The following is a 15333-nucleotide window of genomic DNA, read 5'->3' as shown; positions in this document are numbered from 1 at the left end:
CAGGCAGGCGCGCGTGCCGGGCATCTGAGGGGCACCACCCGGCACGCGCGCGCCCTTGATCCACCCAGGACGACACGCATGGAACAAGCGCGCATGGCACCAGCGCTTCTCGAACTGCGCGGCATCGCCAAATCGTTTGCCGGCGTACGGGCGCTCGATGGCATCGATCTTTGCGTCGCGCCCGGCGAATGCGTCGGCCTGTGCGGCGAAAACGGCGCGGGCAAATCGACGCTGATGAAGATCGTGTCGGGCGTCTATCCCTACGGCGACTGGTCCGGCGAGATGCTGTGGGAAGGCAAACCGCTGCACGCGCAAAACATTCGCGACACCGAGCGCGCCGGCATCGTCATCATTCATCAGGAACTGATGCTCGTGCCGCAGCTGTCGGTGGCCGAGAACATTTTCCTCGGCAACGAAATCACGCTGCCGGGCGGCCGCATGAACTACGCGGCGATGTATCAGCGCGCCGATGCGCTGTTGCGCGAGCTCAACATCGAAGGCATCAACGTCGCGCAGCCCGTGATGAACTACGGCGGCGGCCACCAGCAGCTGATCGAAATCGCGAAAGCGCTGAACAAGCGCGCGAAGCTGCTGATTCTCGACGAGCCGTCTTCGTCGCTGACCGCGGCCGAAACGCAGATCCTGCTCAATATCGTGCGCGATCTGAAGAAACGCGGCGTCGCATGCGTCTATATCTCGCACAAGCTCGACGAGGTCGAGGCCGTGTGCGACACAATCACCGTGATCCGCGACGGCAAGCATGTTGCGACGCAGCCGATGGCGAAGCTCGACACCGACCGCATCATCGCGATGATGGTCGGGCGCGAGATCACGAATCTGTTTCCGCGCGAGCCGCATGACATCGGCGAGGTGATTTTCGAAGCGCGCAACGTCACGTGTTTCGACGTGACGAATGCGAACCGCAAACGGGTCGACGACGTGTCGTTTGCGTTGCGCAAAGGCGAGATTCTCGGCGTTGCCGGCCTCGTCGGCGCGGGCCGCACCGAGCTGATGCAGGCGATTTTCGGCGCGTACCCGGGCGCGAGCCACGCCGATGTATGGATGAACGGCAAGCGTTTGAAGATCGGCGGCCCGGCCGACGCGATTCGCGCCGGCATCGCGATGGTGCCCGAAGACCGCAAGCGGCACGGCATCGTGCCGCAGCTCGGCGTCGGCCACAACATCACGCTTGCGGTGCTGTCGCGCTTCGCGAAGGGCGGGCGGATCGACAGCGCCTCGGAACTCGACACGATACACACCGAAATGAAACGGCTGTCGGTGCGCGCCGCGTCGCCGATGCTGTCGATCGCGAGTCTGTCGGGTGGCAATCAGCAGAAGGCGGTGTTGACGCGCATGCTGCTCACCGATCCGCAAGTGCTGATTCTCGATGAGCCGACGCGCGGCGTCGACGTCGGCGCGAAATACGAAATCTACAAGCTGATGTTCGCGCTCGCGCGGCGCGGCGTGTCGATCGTCGTCGTGTCGTCGGAACTGCCCGAAGTGCTCGGCGTGAGCGACCGCGTGCTCGTGATCGGCGAAGGGCGCCTGCGCGGCGACTTCGTCAACGACGGCCTCACGCAGGAACACATCCTGACGGCGGCGCTCAGCGCCGAACGGCATGACCCCTCTCACCTTGCGAGCGTTGCATGACACCTGAAATCAGTTCCGTCGAAAACCGCGCGCCCGAGCGCGCCTCGGTCGCTACGGGCCAGCGCGTGAAGCAACTGTTCGCGCGCTACAAGCTGCTCGCGCTGCTGCTGGCTGTCGCGGTGATCTGGACGTTTTTTTCGTTTCTCACCGACGGCGCGTTCGTCACGCCGCGCAATCTGTCGAACCTGCTGCGGCAGATGTCGATTACCGGCATGCTCGCGTGCGGCATGGTGTTCGTCATCATCGCCGGCGAAATCGATCTGTCGGTGGGCTCGCTGCTCGGCCTGCTCGGCGGTCTTGCAGCAATTCTCGACGTCAGGTTCCACTGGCCGCTCGCGGCGACGCTGCCGGTCGTGATGCTGGCGGGCGTCGCGGTCGGTGTCTTCAACGGCTGGTGGTCCACCTATTTGCGCGTGCCGTCGTTTATCGTCGGTCTCGGCGGCATGCTCGCGTATCGCGGCGTGCTGCTAGGCATTACCGGCGGCTCGACCATCGCGCCCGCATCGGATGCGCTCGTGTTCGTCGGGCAAGGGTATCTGCCGCGCGTCGCGGGCAATGTGCTCGCGGTCGTGTTGTTCGCGCTGCTCGCCGTGCTGACCGTGCGGCAGCGCAAGAGCCGTCAGCACTACAACCTGCCCGTCGTGCCGCTCTGGCAGGACGGCGTGAAGATCGTCGCGGCGGGGCTGATCGTGTTCGCGTTCGTCGCGACGCTGAACCGCTACGGGGGCATTCCGGTGCCGGTGCTCGTATTGCTTGCGCTGCTCGGCGTCTTCACCTATGTCGCGACGCAGACCGTGTTCGGCCGCCGTATCTATGCGGTCGGCTCGAATCTCGAAGCGACGCGCCTGTCGGGCGTCAACACGAACCGCGTGAAGCTCGCGATCTTCGCGCTAATGGGGCTCATGTGCGCATTCGGCGGCCTTGTCGAAACCGCGCGGCTCGCGGCGGGTTCGCCGTCGGCGGGCACGACCGGCGAACTCGACGCCATCGCGGCGTGCTTTATCGGCGGCACGTCGATGCGCGGCGGCTCGGGCACAGTGTACGGCGCGCTGATCGGCGCACTCGTGATGGCAAGCCTCGACAACGGCATGTCGATGCTCGACGTCGACTCGTACTGGCAGATGATCGTGAAGGGCGGCATTCTCGTGCTGGCCGTATGGGTCGACGTGATCTCGGGGTCGAACCAGCGATAGTTCGCCGCTAAGCGCACGGCCGTGGTGCGGTGCACCACGGCGCGGCACCGGCCCGCTTCGTCAGCGTGCGTGATGGGGATCGACCGGTGCGGCGAAAGGCGGTTTATAGGCGGCAAACAGGCGGCTGCAGGCAAATTGCCTGCGGCCGCTTTCACTTTTCCAACGCGCGCCGAGTCGCGCGCACAGCCCCTCCAGACAAGCGATTGCCCGCCTCGAGCCGCGTTCGCCCAGGGCATTCGGCCGCCCGCCGCGCGTGGCTTCGATGCCCGATGGCACACCTATTGCGTAAATCGCCGCCGTGGCCAATGGCGGCCACAATGAATGCAGTTCGAGAGCGGTGCGCTCGTTTCGAGCGGACCACCAGGGGCAATGGCGTCCCGAACCACACGTAGCGCGATCGGCGTACCGATTCGCCTCGCTTGCGTGCGGTTCGGGACGCTTTTCTTTTGCGCGTACACAATGTCGTGCGCGCCCTCGCAGAGAGACCCATGAAAAATCTGTTCAGTTCGTTGGCGAGCGGTAACTGGCGCGCGCTGCTCGCGTGCTTCTTCTACTTCGATACCGGTTTCACCGTGTGGGTGATGTTCGGGCCGCTCGCGCCGTTCATTCACAAGGACATCGCGATGTCGCCCGCCGAACTGGGCTTTCTCGTCGCGGTGCCGGTGCTCGGCGCGGCGATCCTGCGCGTCACGCTCGGCAACCTGTACCAGGCGTGCGACGGCCGGCGCATCGCGCTGATGGGCGTGCTGCTCTCCGCGATCCCGTCGATTGTGCTGCTGCTGATGCCGGGCACGCCGTCGTACACGCTGCTGCTCGTGCTCGGCGTGTTCCTGGGCGTCGGCGGAGCGAGCTTCGCGGTCGCGTTGCCGATGGCGGGCAGCAACTATCCGCCGAAAGTGCAGGGGCTTGTGCTCGGTCTCGCCGCAGCCGGCAATATCGGCGCGGTGCTGGACGGCTTCCTGTTCCCCGGCCTTGCAGCGCATTTCGGCTGGGCCACGGCGGCGGGCGCCGCGTTGCCGCTGCTCGCGCTGGCCGCCACCGCGCTCTTTTTCTGGGCGCACGATCTCTCGCCGAAATCGGGCAGCGCGTCGCGCGCGTTCCGCAGCTTCTTCATCACGCTTGCCGGTCTCGTCGCGCTCGTGCTCGTCGTGCATGCGGGCGTGTTCGGGCCCGGCAAGACGGGTGTCCTGCTGCTGCCGGTGCTCGGCGCGCTGCTCGCGATCTTCGTCTTGCCGCGCCATTACCGCAGCGTGCTCGTCGAAGGCGATACGTGGGTCGTGATGCTGGTCTACAGCATCACCTTCGGCGGCTTTGTCGGCATGTCCTCGTATGTCACGACGCTGCTGATCTCGCTCTACCAGATGCCGGCGCTCGAAGCGGGCCTCTTCATGTCGCTGCTCGCGTTTATCGGCGCCCTCGTGCGGCCGATCGGCGGTCTCGTGGCCGATCGCATCTCCGGCGTGCGCGCGCTCGTGATGCTGCTTGCGGCCATCTCGCTGTGCGACTTCGTGTTCGCCGCATGGATGCCGCCGCTCGCCGCGGGCATCGTGCTGCTGATTGCAATGTATCTGTGCTTCGGGCTCGGCAACGGCGCGACGTTCCAGCTCGTGCCGCAACGCTGGAAGGGCAAGACCGGTTTGATGTCGGGCATCGTCGGCGCGGCGGGTGGCATCGGCGGGTTCTATCTGCCGGTCATCATGGGGATTGCCAAGGAAAGCACCGGCAGCTACCAGATGGGGTTCGCGACCTTTGGCGGCCTGTCCGCGCTCGCGTTCGTGCTGGTCGTGCTGCACCGTTCGCGCTGGCTCGAATGGGCGCTGCCGGCCGAGGCGCGCATCGCGGCGGCGGAACCGATCGGCGCGGCGAGCGTACGCGCGGACAGTGGTGTGTAAGACGGTCTGTCCTGCTTAAGGATTCGTGCTGCCCGACAGGTCGTAAGCAGGCGGGGCGGCGCACGATGGAATCGCCGGTGTTTATGCGCCGGCGATTTTTTTCGTCCTTATTTTCAGCTACATGCGTGGCGAACGGCAAATTGAGCCGACTGCGCGCGATCAGGATTGGAAACTATTCGCCGATGTTGGCGGGAATTTTGCTGGGAGTAACAAGGCCTAAAACATACAGCGCAAATGCAACGGGGCACTCATGTCTTTCTTCAAGAGATTGTCCGGTTCGCGCATTGCACCGGCGGTTCGCCTCGAACTGCGGCGCTCGCAGTATCGCGCGTTCCTGCAGCAAGTGCCTTTGCTCTACACGGTCCTGATCGTCAACACGGTGACGGTGGCGATTACGCACTTCGGCGTCGCGCCTCTCTATCTGTCGGTGTATGTGCCGGCGCTGTTGTGCGTCTTGTGCATTGCGCGCGTCGCAGTGTGGCTGCGCTCGCGACGCCACACGTTCTCCGACGACGTGCTCGCGCGGCGTCTGCGCACGATGGTGTGGATGATCGCGGGATTCGGCGCGGCATTCGTCGCGTGGGCACTGGCGCTGTACCCTTACGGCGACGCGTATGCGCGCAGCCATGTCGCGTTCTACATGGCGATGACGGTGATCGGTTGTATCTTTTGCCTGATGCACATGCGCCTTGCCGCGCTGCTGTTGACCACCATCGTGATCGTGCCGTTCGCGCTCTTTTTCGCGTCGACGCACAACCCGGTGCTCGTCGCGATCGCCGTGAACGTGCTGCTCGTCGCCGTCGTCATGGTGTTGATCCTGCTCATCTATTACCGCGATTTCAGGAATCTCGTCGAATCGCAGATCGAGCTGCGCGCGAAACATGCGGAAATGCAGCGTTTGAGCGACGAAAACTTCCGGCTCGCGAATCTCGATGCATTGACGGGCCTGCCGAACCGCCGGCGCTTCTTCGCGGATCTCGACCAGCATCTCGCGCCGCTGCAGGGCCAGGCGCGCGCGCCGGGGAGTCTCGCGATCGGCGTGGTCGATCTCGATGGCTTCAGGCGCATCAACGATCTATACGGGCATGCGTTCGGCGACCGTGTGCTGATCGAAACGGGCCGGCGTTTCGCCGTGCAGGTGACGCCGCAATTGAGCGTGGCGCGCATTGGCGGCGACGAGTTCGGGCTGATCGTGGTCGGCGCGACGGCTTACCGGCAATTGCTCGATCTTGGCGACCGGCTGTGCGGCGAGATCGAGCGCCCCTATGTGTTGCCCGAGGGCGCGGCGCGGCTGTCGACGTCGATCGGATTCGCGAACTTTCCCGAGGCCGGCGAAACGACGGCGCAGCTCGTCGAACGCGCGTACTACGCCTTGCATTTCGCGCAGTCGCACCGGCGCGGCGGCACGGTGATTTTCTCGCCCGAGCACGAAACGCAGATCCGCCACCTGAGCCGGATCGAGGAATGCCTGCGGCGCGCGGACTACGAGCGCGAAATCTCGCTGCATTTCCAGCCGATCTTCGATACGGCGTTGCGCGAGATCATGGCGTTCGAGGCGCTCGCGCGCTGGACGAGCCCGGAACTCGGCGTAATTGCGCCGTCGGTATTCATCCCGGTGGCGGAGCGCTGCGACCTGATTCATGCGCTCACCGAAGTGTTGCTGCGCAAGGCGCTCGATGCCGTGCGCAACTGGCCCGAGGTCGTGCGTATTTCGTTCAACCTGTCGGCGCGCGATCTGACCTCGCCAGGTGCGCTCGACCGCGTGATCCGCACGACACTCGCAAGCGGCGTCGCCCCGCACCGGATCGACTTCGAGATTACCGAAACCGCGTTGATCCAGGATTTCGGCCAGGCGCGCACCGCACTCGACGCACTGAGAAAGCTCGGCGCGCGCATTTCGCTCGACGACTTCGGCACCGGCTTTTCGAGCCTCAATAGCGTGCACCGCCTGCCGATCGACAAGGTGAAAGTGGACGGCAGCTTCGTCGCCGGTATCGATCGCGAGCCGACCGCGCGCGCCATCGTGAAGAGCATCGTCGACCTTTGCCAGAACCTCGGCATGACCTGCGTGATCGAGGGCGTCGAAACGCGGGCGCAGGCCGATGCACTGCGCGAAATGGGCGCGACCGTCATGCAAGGACACCTGTTCGGCAAGCCGGTCGCGGCGAATCAGGTGCTTGACACGTACGTCAAGGAACCGATGCCGCGGCTCTCGCGCACGAGCTCGTCGCGCTGAAACGCTGACATTTGTCGCACGGCTTTATTTCGTCGGTTTTATTTCACCGAGTTCATTTCACCGCAGCGCCGCGGTCTTTCAGCAACTGACGCAGGATGCCGCGATGGCAGCGGTTTTCGTCGTCGCAATAGCAGCCGACCGAAAAATCCGTGGTTTTCGATAGCGCGGCGAGCGTGTCGAGCACTTTCGACGCGTCGCCGCTATTCATCTGCGCGCGAAATTTGCGCGCGAACGCGGACCATTCGCGGTCGGTTTCAGCGGCAAGCGCTTCGCTCACGAGTTCCGGCGTCGGCGACAGGATCGGCAGCCAGACGTCGTAGTAGTTGCGCGTGCCGAACTCGCTTTTCGGCACGCCGCGCGGCGGACGCCGCACTGTGCCGATGCGCAGGCCTTCGCCGGCGGCGCGCGGCGTCCCCAGTTGCACGATGCTCACGCTCATCGGCTGGCTCCTCGATGGCGGCCCCAACCCGCGCGTTGCCCCGGTTGCGGGTGATATCGGCCAATGGTTAAATAACCGGCTTTTTCGCGTAACGGCGGCCGGAAAACGCCTATTACAAATACAAGGCGATTCCGTGTCGTTCACCATTCGGATCGATTATGTCTCAAGCAGACACGCAGTCGCGCACGGCGGTGGGGTCCGCCGATAGCGCAGCAACGGAGGACGTGCCCGCCGGCGCAGGCGCCGGTCACACCGCGTCGGCCGATGGCGCCGTCCACGGCAAGGGCGAGAGCGGACAGCCGGTTCAAAGCCCGCCTGCCGTGCCGACCCAGGAAGGCCCTGCCGGCATCCGCTTCGATTTCAACGATGGCTGCCGCGTCACGCTGCCGCCCGGCGACGCCGAATGGCGCGTGCTGCTGCGCGATACGGCCACGGCGAACCCGCTGTTCGAAACGCAGCTGTCGGCCGGCGTCGTCGCGAGCAGCAAGAAATACTTCGTGCCGTTCGAAATCGAAGTCTGGTCGCAAGGCAAAGAGGTGTTCCGCCATCGGCTCGATCTGACCGGCCGCAGGGTGCTCGTGCACCTGCCGGTCGGCACGCTCGGCGACACGCTCGGCTGGTTTCCGTATGTCGCCAGGTTCGAGGCGCAGCATCGCTGTCATTTGACTTGCGTGATGGCCGAAGCGCTGATTCCGCTTTTCCGCGGCGCGTACCCATCGATCACCTTCGCCGCGCCCGATGCGATCGACCCGAACGAGTTCTACGCGACCTACAACATCGGCCTGTTCTTCACCGACGACGCGAACGTACGCCAGCCGTGCGACTTTCGCCTCGTCGGCCTGCACCGGACGGCTGCCTACATACTCGGCGTCGATCCGCAGGAAGAGCGCCCGCGCCTCGTCCTGCCCGACGACAGCCGGCCGATTCCCGAGCCATACGTGTGCATCGCCGCGCAAAGCACGACGCAATGCAAGTACTGGAACAACCCGGGCGGCTGGCGCGAAATTGTTCAGTTTCTGAAGCAGAACGGTTACCGCGTAATCTGCATCGATCAGAAGGCGACACATGGCAGCGGTGTCGTGTGGAATCACATACCGTACGGGTCCGAGGACTTCACGGGCGACCGGCCGCTCGCCGAGCGCGCGCGCTGGCTCAAGCACGCGGCGTTTTTCGTCGGCTTGAGCAGCGGCTTGTCCTGGCTCGCATGGACGATGCGCACGCCGGTCGTGATGATCAGCGGCTTTACGCATCCGACCAACGAGTTCGATACGCCGTATCGCGTGATCAATTACCACACGTGTAATAGCTGCTGGAACGATGTGCGCGTGCAGTTCGATCACCATGATTTTCTCTGGTGCCCGCGTCATGCGAACACGCCGCGGCAATTCGAATGCACGCGGCTGATTACGGCGGAGCAGGTGATGAATACGATCCGGCGGATTCCGGGGTTCAGCGAGCAGCAGGCGGCGCTGGCGGCGGATTGAAGCAGCAGGAACACAACGCAGCAAAACACATAGAAGCACAAGAAAAGCAGCAAAGAATTCGGGGAAGAAGAAAGAATGAAGCCATTCACCTGGCGCCGCGTGCATGCCGTCCGTGCTTTCGGCCGGCGCTATCGCCGGTGCTCGCGCCTGCTGGGCATGCTGCTCGCGGCGCTGACGGTGCAGCCGTGGTTCGCGCCGGGCGCGTTCGCGCAAACGACGGTCGCCGCCGGCGACGCCGAAACCGGCGCGACGATCGGCGGCACCGAAGACGTGTTCGGCACGACCACCGGCGATAGCGTCATCACGGGCGGCGTGCAGAACGTGCAGTCGGGTGGCGTGGCGAGCAGCACGAGCGTCGGCGTTGGCGGTGAGCAGGTCGTTCTTGCGGGCGGCATGGCGCAAAGCACCAGCGTCGGTCTCGGTGGCTCGCTGATCGTGTCGTCCGGCGGCGCGGCGCGTGGTGCGACGGTCAGCGGTGGCGTGAGCTTCGTATCGGCGGGCGGCACGACGAGCGGCACCACCTTGCTCGGCGGATCATCCGAGCAGGTTCTGTCGGGCGGCGTTGCGACCGGCACGGCGGTGAGCGACGGGTCGACCCAGACGATCTTCGCGGGCGGCATCGCGAACGGCACGACGGTCAGCAGTACCGGCGGGGTGTCCGTATCGTCGGGTGGCGTCGTGAGCGGGGCCACGGTCGGCGGCGGCGGGCGGATCAATCTGTCCGCCGGCGGTAGCGCGACGCGCACGACGGTGCTGTCCGGCGGTGTCGAATCGGTCGCAGGGACGGATATCTCGGCAACGCTGTCGGGCGGCGCGTCGCAGATCGTATCTTCGGGTGGCACGGCGAGCGCGACAACGCTGCTTGGCGGCGCGCAGAGCGTTATCGGCAGCGGCGGATCCGCGGTGGGCGCGAACCTCAACGGCGGCACGTTGACCGTTTCGGCCGGCGGCAGCGCGACGCGCACGACGATCAACGCCGCCGGCGTCGAAAATCTCGCGGGCACCGATACGTCTTCAACCATTGGCGCGGGCGGCACGTTGAATGTGTCGGCGGGCGGCGTTGCCAGTGCGACGACGGTCGGCAACGGCGGACAGGACAACATCAACAGCGGTGGCTCGGCGGTCGGCGCGATCGTCAGCGGCGGCGCATTGACGGTGTCGGCGGGCGGCGCCTCGCTGTCGGCAACGCTCTCGGCAGGCGGCACTGAGAACGTGCAGGGCACGGACACCTCCGCGCACATCGGCAACGGCGGCACGCAGAACGTGCTGAACGGCGGCGCGGCGACGGGTGCGACCGTCAGCAACGGCGGCCGGCAGACGGTGTCGGCGGGCGGTTCGGCGAGCGCCACGACGGTGCTTTCCGGCGGCACGATCACCGTCTCCGCAGGCGCGAGCGCCACAGGGGTGACGCAGTCGAGCGGCGCGGCGCTGATCACCGACACGTCGGCGACGGTGACTGGCACGAATGGGAGCGGTGTGTCGTTTTCCGTTTCGGGCGGCGTCGCGGACAACGTGCTGCTCGAAAACGGCGGCACGCTGACGGTGCTCGCCGGCACGAGCGCCGTCAATACGCAGATCGTCAATCAGGGCTCCGCGGTCATCATGACGGGCGGCTCGGCCAGCACGACGACGGTGGCCAACGGCGGCACGCTCGCGGTATCGGCAGGCGGCACCGCGACCGGCGTGACGCAGCAGGCCGGCGCGGCGCTGATCACCAATACGTCCGCGACCATCAATGGCACGAATACCGCAAACGGCACGACGAATCCGTTCTCGATCTCGAACGGTATCGCACAGGACGTGTATCTCGAAGCCGGTGGCTCGCTCGACGTGCTGAACGGCACGGCCGCGAGCGGCACGCAGCTCGGCACGCGCGGCAGCGCGACCCTCGAAGGCGGCGCGAGCGCGGACAACACGACGGTCAGCAACGGCGGGCAATTGCTCGTGTCGTCGGGCGCCACCGCAACCACCACGACGGTGAACAACGGCGGCCGTCTGATCGTGTCCGGCGGCGGCACCGCGACGGCTGTCACGCAAAACGCCGGGGCGGCGCTGATCACCGATACGTCGGCGACCGTGAGCGGCACGAATGCGAGCAGTTCGTTCAGCATCGCCAATGGCCAGGCGTCGGGCGTCATCGTCGAAAACGGCGGTCAGCTGACGGTGCTCAATGGCGATACGGCCAGCGCGACGACGGCCGGCAGCGGCGGACTCGTCACCGTATCGGCGGGCGGCACGACCATCGTGACATCGGTCTCGAGCGGCGGCCGGCAGGTCGTGCAGACGGGCGGCGATGCGCAGCAGACAACCGTGTCGAGCAGCGGCACGCTCGTCGTATCGTCCGGCGCGACGGCAACCGACGTTATGCAGCTATCGGGCGGCGCGCTGATTACCGATACCGGGGCCACGGTCGACGGCACCAACGCGATCAGCGCGTTTTCCATCTCCGGTGGCGACGCGCAGAACGTGCTGCTTGAGAACGGCGGCCAGCTGACCGTACTCGCCGGCGACACCGCGAACGACACGACGGTCAGGAACGGAGGCACGACGTTTATCTCCGCGGGCGGCACCGCGAACAATACGACCGTCAGTTCGGGCGGCGTGCAAAACGTGCTGTCCGGCGGCGCCGCGAGCGGCTCGATTGTCGATGGCGGCTCCGAAGTCGTGTCGCGCGGCGGCACGGCGGTTGGAACAACGGCCAGCAACGGCGGTTCGCAGACTGTGTTCGGCACCGCGAGCGGCACGATCGCGTCGGCCGGCGGCAGTGTGACGGTCGGCTCGGGAGGCGTGACGAGCGGCACGCTGATCGGCAGTAATGGCGTCGAGACGGTGTCGTCGGGTGGTTCGACGAGCGGCACCGTCGTGACGTCCGGCGGACAGCAGAACGTGGCGGGCGGCACCGCGAGCAACACGCTGGTGAGCAGCGGCGGTCAGCAGAGCGTGTCGTCGGGGGGCATCGCGCGCGGTGCGCAGGTGGACAGCGGCGGCACGCAGGTCGTGTCGTCGGGCGGCACGACGAGCGGCACGCAGCTGAGCGGCGGCACGCAACTCGTATCGTCGGGCGGTGCGGCGAGCAGCACATCGGTCGGCAACGGCGGCTCGAGCGTCGTGATGTCGGGCGGCACGGCAAGCGGCACGGTCGTCACGAGCGGCGGCACATCGATCGTCGCCGGCGGCACGGCGAGCGGCACGGTGGTCAGCAGCGGCGGCAGCGAAGTGGTGTCGTCGGGCGGGAAGACCGTCAATACATCGGTCGGCAGCGGCGCTCAGCAGACCATCGCGAGCGGCGGCACGGCGAGCGGTACGGCGGTCGCATCGGGTGGCTCGCAAACGGTCGGTTCGGGTGGCGCCACGTCCGGGACGATGGTCGCGTCCGGCGGCTCGCAGACGGTCAATTCAGGCGGCATCGCGTCCGGCACGATGGTCTCGTCGGGCGGCACGCAAACCGTCAGTTCCGGCGGCGTCACGTCGGGCACGATGGTGGCTTCCGGCGGCACGCAAACGGTCGGCGCGGGCGCCGTCACATCCGGCACCATGGTTTCATCGGGCGGCACGCAGGATGTGCAGTCGGGCGGCACCGCGAACGGTTCGGTGGTCGCGAGCGGCGGCTTGCAGGTTGTGTCGAGCGGCGCGTCCGTGAGCGGCACGCAGGTGCTCTCCGGGGGCAGTCAAAATCTGTTCGGATCGCTGACGAATCCAGTCGTGTCGTCGGGCGGTATTCTGACGATCGGGCAAGGCACGGCGGCGGGCGATCTCGTCGGCAATACCGTCAACGATGGTCTGCTCGTGTTCAACCGGCCCGATGCGATCACCTACGCGGGCAACGTCACCGGCGCGGGGCGCATCGAGCAGCAAGGCACCGGCTCCGTCGTGCTGAACGGCGATAGCCATCTCTTTTCCGGCGTGACCGAGGTGATGTCGGGTGCGCTCGCGGTCGGCGATATCAACAATGCGGGTGCGCAACTCGGGGGCGATGTCATCGTCGATGCGCCGGGCACGCTGCGCGGTCACGGCTCGATTACCGGCAACGTGACGAATAACGGCGTCGTGATGCCGGGCGGTTCGATCGGCACTTTGACGGTTGGCGGCGACTATACGCAGGCAAGCAACGCGTCGCTGGCAATCGAAGTGAGCCCGACCTCGGGCTCACAACTGCATGTGGGCGGCACGGCCACGCTCAATGGCGGGCTGAAGGTTCTGTACGACCCGGGCACGTATCAGCCCAACCGCTTTGCGATCGTGACAGCGGGCGCAGGCGTGAGCGGGACTTTTTCGAGCGTGTCGAGCACGTTCGCATCGGGCGCGCAACTGGGCACGCTGCAGCAATCGGTGCAATACAGCGCGAACGAAGTCGATCTCGTGCTGACGGGCGACGCGCAGCAGCCGGGCGGCGATGACCCGCCTGCCGATGGCGGCGCGCCCGGCGGCGGCACGACGATCGTCGCGCCGCTCGATACCAGCATCTTCACCGCGCTCGGCACGAACCTCGCGTTGTCGGCGCAGATGGCAAACGCCGCGCTGCTCGAGCGTTTGCCGCTTGCCGGTGTCGCGTCGTCGCGAGCGTCGGTGTGGATCGATGCGACTGGTTCGCAGACGAAGGTGCACGGCACGAGTGGGCAACCCGGCTTCGAGGCGCGCAATTACGGTTTTATCGCCGGCATCGATCATCAGGTCAGCGCGTATACGGTCGGCTTCTCCGGCAGCTACAACCACAGCGATCTCAGCGAGGACAGCACCGGTGACTCCGGTACCACCGATACGTTGCGTGCGGCGTTTTACGGCGGCCGCACCATCGGGCCCGTCGATGTGTCCGGCGTAATCGGCGCGGGCGTCGATTTTCTTTCGCAAAAGCGGCCGTTCGGTCCGATCGGCACTGCCGAAGGCGATCACATCGGGCAGGAGGCGGCGGCCGCTGCTCAGGCGGCGATGCCGCTTGCGATCGGCGGCATGACGGTGACGCCGCGCATCGGCTTGCGCTTTTCGTATCTGCATGCAAACGGCTTTAGCGAGAGCGGCGCGAATGGCCAGGATCTGAACGTCGGCACGGACAACGTGCGCAGTTTGCAGCCCTACGCGCAAATCACTTTTGGCAAGCGTTTTGGTAACCAGTTAAAGCCCGTTAATCTGGAGTTGCGGGTCGGCTATGCGCGCGAAGTGCTCGGCACCGGGCGCGTCGTTACGGTCGGTGCGCAGGACGGCACATTGTTTGCCGCGCCGGGTACGAGCCTGCCGCGCGATCAGTTGACGACAGGCGTGAGCGTCAGCATGCAGCCGCTCAAAGCCCTGACGGTGTCGGTCGGTTACGACGCATTGATTGCTACCAGTCATGCATCGGCGCAGGCCGCGACGCTGAAGCTTGACTACCGGTTCTGATATTTGATCTCGCGCCGCGAGTGCTGAACGCAGGGTCGACAAACTTGTCGAAGATGCGCCCCGCTCAAGGCGCCGCGTGCAGGCTCGATGAAAGTTCGATTGCTGTGGAATAAGGCCTTGGCGACAGACGTTATTGGGGCTCCGGGCGCAGCCCGCGCGCCAGCGGCTCGTTACGTTGTCAGCGCCCGCATCCACATGCATAAGGATCCGACCGATGCTGAAGTTCAGTTTTCATAAATCGCGTTTTCTGGTTACTCCGCTCGCCGCTGTTCTGCTGTTCGCCGCGCCGCCGTCCCAGAGCGCGCCGACGGACAACCAGCCGTTTCTTCCGCTGCTCGACATGACCGTTGCGCGCTTGCATATCGCGCGGCAGGTCGCACTGTCGAAGTGGGACTCACAAAAGCCCGTCGAAGACCTGCCGCGCGAGGCGGACGTGATCAAGGCGGCCGCCGAAGAGGCGCGCACGCTCGGTGTGCCGACACAGCTTGCCACGCATTTCTTCGCTGACCAGATCGAAGCCAATAAACTCGTGCAATACGGGTTACTTGCACAATGGCATCGCGAAGGGCACGCGCCGGACGAAAAGCGTGTGGACCTGAAGAAGGACATTCGTCCGGAACTGGACCGCTTGCAGCAGGGCTTTATCAAGGCGCTCGCCGACACGAAGACATGGCGGGCGCAGCCCGATTGCAGCACGCAACTGGCGCGCGCGACGCAAAGCTATGTTGCGAGTCATGCACTGGATCCGTTGTATGCGGTGGCGATGGATCGGGCGCTTGCGCGCGTGTGCGAGCAGGAGTGAACGTGGTGAGGCAGGGCGGCGTGCGGGTTGGTGCAGTCTGCCTTTAAGCAGTCTTACTGTAAGAGAAGACAAACCCGGCTTCGGCCGGGTTTGTCGTTTTTGCTGCATCAAAAGGCGCGATGCGTGAGCTCCCGTCGCATAGTTCGACATGCAAACGAACTGATCGGATCCATTGAAAAGTTTTGTCAATTTTCGACAAATGGGATGGACGCCGCGCTGTCTGGAGATTAGCTTCTTCGTGCCGATTGATACGGGACGATGTGA

General features: G+C 65.5%; 8 protein-coding genes. 7 read left to right on the top strand and 1 reads right to left on the bottom strand.

Annotation, left to right across the window (positions count from 1 at the left end; translation table 11 throughout):
* Nucleotides 1–93: 93 nt before the first annotated feature.
* The 4 genes from xylG to ACYPXD_RS25105 all read left to right on the top strand — a co-directional run bounded on the left by xylG (nucleotide 94) and on the right by ACYPXD_RS25105 (nucleotide 6971).
* The gene (gene xylG, locus ACYPXD_RS25120) at nucleotides 94–1650 is read left to right on the top strand and encodes a D-xylose ABC transporter ATP-binding protein (RefSeq protein WP_459717422.1); all 1557 of its coding nucleotides are present in this window, start codon (nucleotides 94–96) and stop codon (nucleotides 1648–1650) included.
* Entirely contained in the window at nucleotides 1647–2843 is a 1197-nt protein-coding gene (locus tag ACYPXD_RS25115; RefSeq protein WP_459717419.1) for a sugar ABC transporter permease, read from the top strand. Before xylG ends, ACYPXD_RS25115 begins: the two co-directional genes overlap by 4 nt.
* 488 nt (nucleotides 2844–3331) lie before the next feature.
* Nucleotides 3332–4735, top strand: coding sequence for an MFS transporter (locus tag ACYPXD_RS25110; protein ID WP_459717416.1), 1404 nt, complete (start codon nucleotides 3332–3334; stop codon nucleotides 4733–4735).
* 250 nt (nucleotides 4736–4985) lie between these two features.
* On the top strand, nucleotides 4986–6971 hold the full coding sequence (locus ACYPXD_RS25105) for a putative bifunctional diguanylate cyclase/phosphodiesterase (protein WP_459717414.1): 1986 nt from the start codon (nucleotides 4986–4988) through the stop codon (nucleotides 6969–6971).
* Between the two features lie 52 nt (nucleotides 6972–7023).
* On the opposite strand, the gene ACYPXD_RS25100 is transcribed toward ACYPXD_RS25105, so the two are convergent.
* Entirely contained in the window at nucleotides 7024–7410 is a 387-nt protein-coding gene (locus ACYPXD_RS25100; protein WP_459717411.1) for a DUF488 domain-containing protein, read from the bottom strand.
* Nucleotides 7411–7568: 158 nt separating this feature from the next.
* Between ACYPXD_RS25100 and ACYPXD_RS25095 the strand changes: the two genes are divergently transcribed.
* The 3 genes from ACYPXD_RS25095 to ACYPXD_RS25085 all read left to right on the top strand — a co-directional run bounded on the left by ACYPXD_RS25095 (nucleotide 7569) and on the right by ACYPXD_RS25085 (nucleotide 15069).
* Nucleotides 7569–8894, top strand: coding sequence for an autotransporter strand-loop-strand O-heptosyltransferase (locus ACYPXD_RS25095; protein WP_459717408.1), 1326 nt, complete (start codon nucleotides 7569–7571; stop codon nucleotides 8892–8894).
* Nucleotides 8895–8969: 75 nt separating this feature from the next.
* The gene (locus tag ACYPXD_RS25090; protein WP_459717405.1) at nucleotides 8970–14267 is read left to right on the top strand and encodes an AIDA repeat-containing protein; all 5298 of its coding nucleotides are present in this window, start codon (nucleotides 8970–8972) and stop codon (nucleotides 14265–14267) included.
* A 214-nt stretch (nucleotides 14268–14481) separates the two neighbouring features.
* Complete coding sequence (locus tag ACYPXD_RS25085; protein WP_459717402.1) at nucleotides 14482–15069, top strand: chorismate mutase; 588 nt, start codon at nucleotides 14482–14484, stop codon at nucleotides 15067–15069.
* The last annotated feature ends 264 nt before the right edge of the window (nucleotides 15070–15333 follow it).

This window comes from Paraburkholderia sp. 2C (genome assembly GCF_054589215.1).
The sequence above is the reverse complement of the archived record's forward strand: the minus strand, read 5'-3'. Positions and strand labels throughout refer to the sequence as shown.

Excerpts from the sequence above, each read along its gene's own strand:
- xylG (WP_459717422.1), top strand. The coding sequence starts at position 94 with ATGGCACCAGCGCTTCTCGAACTGCGCGGCATCGCCAAATCGTTTGCC.
- ACYPXD_RS25110 (WP_459717416.1), top strand. The coding sequence starts at position 3,332 with ATGAAAAATCTGTTCAGTTCGTTGGCGAGCGGTAACTGGCGCGCGCTG.
- ACYPXD_RS25105 (WP_459717414.1), top strand. The coding sequence starts at position 4,986 with ATGTCTTTCTTCAAGAGATTGTCCGGTTCGCGCATTGCACCGGCGGTT.
- ACYPXD_RS25090 (WP_459717405.1), top strand. The coding sequence starts at position 8,970 with ATGAAGCCATTCACCTGGCGCCGCGTGCATGCCGTCCGTGCTTTCGGC.
- ACYPXD_RS25100 (WP_459717411.1), bottom strand. The coding sequence starts at position 7,410 with ATGAGCGTGAGCATCGTGCAACTGGGGACGCCGCGCGCCGCCGGCGAA.
- ACYPXD_RS25115 (WP_459717419.1), top strand. The coding sequence starts at position 1,647 with ATGACACCTGAAATCAGTTCCGTCGAAAACCGCGCGCCCGAGCGCGCC.
- ACYPXD_RS25085 (WP_459717402.1), top strand. The coding sequence starts at position 14,482 with ATGCTGAAGTTCAGTTTTCATAAATCGCGTTTTCTGGTTACTCCGCTC.
- ACYPXD_RS25095 (WP_459717408.1), top strand. The coding sequence starts at position 7,569 with ATGTCTCAAGCAGACACGCAGTCGCGCACGGCGGTGGGGTCCGCCGAT.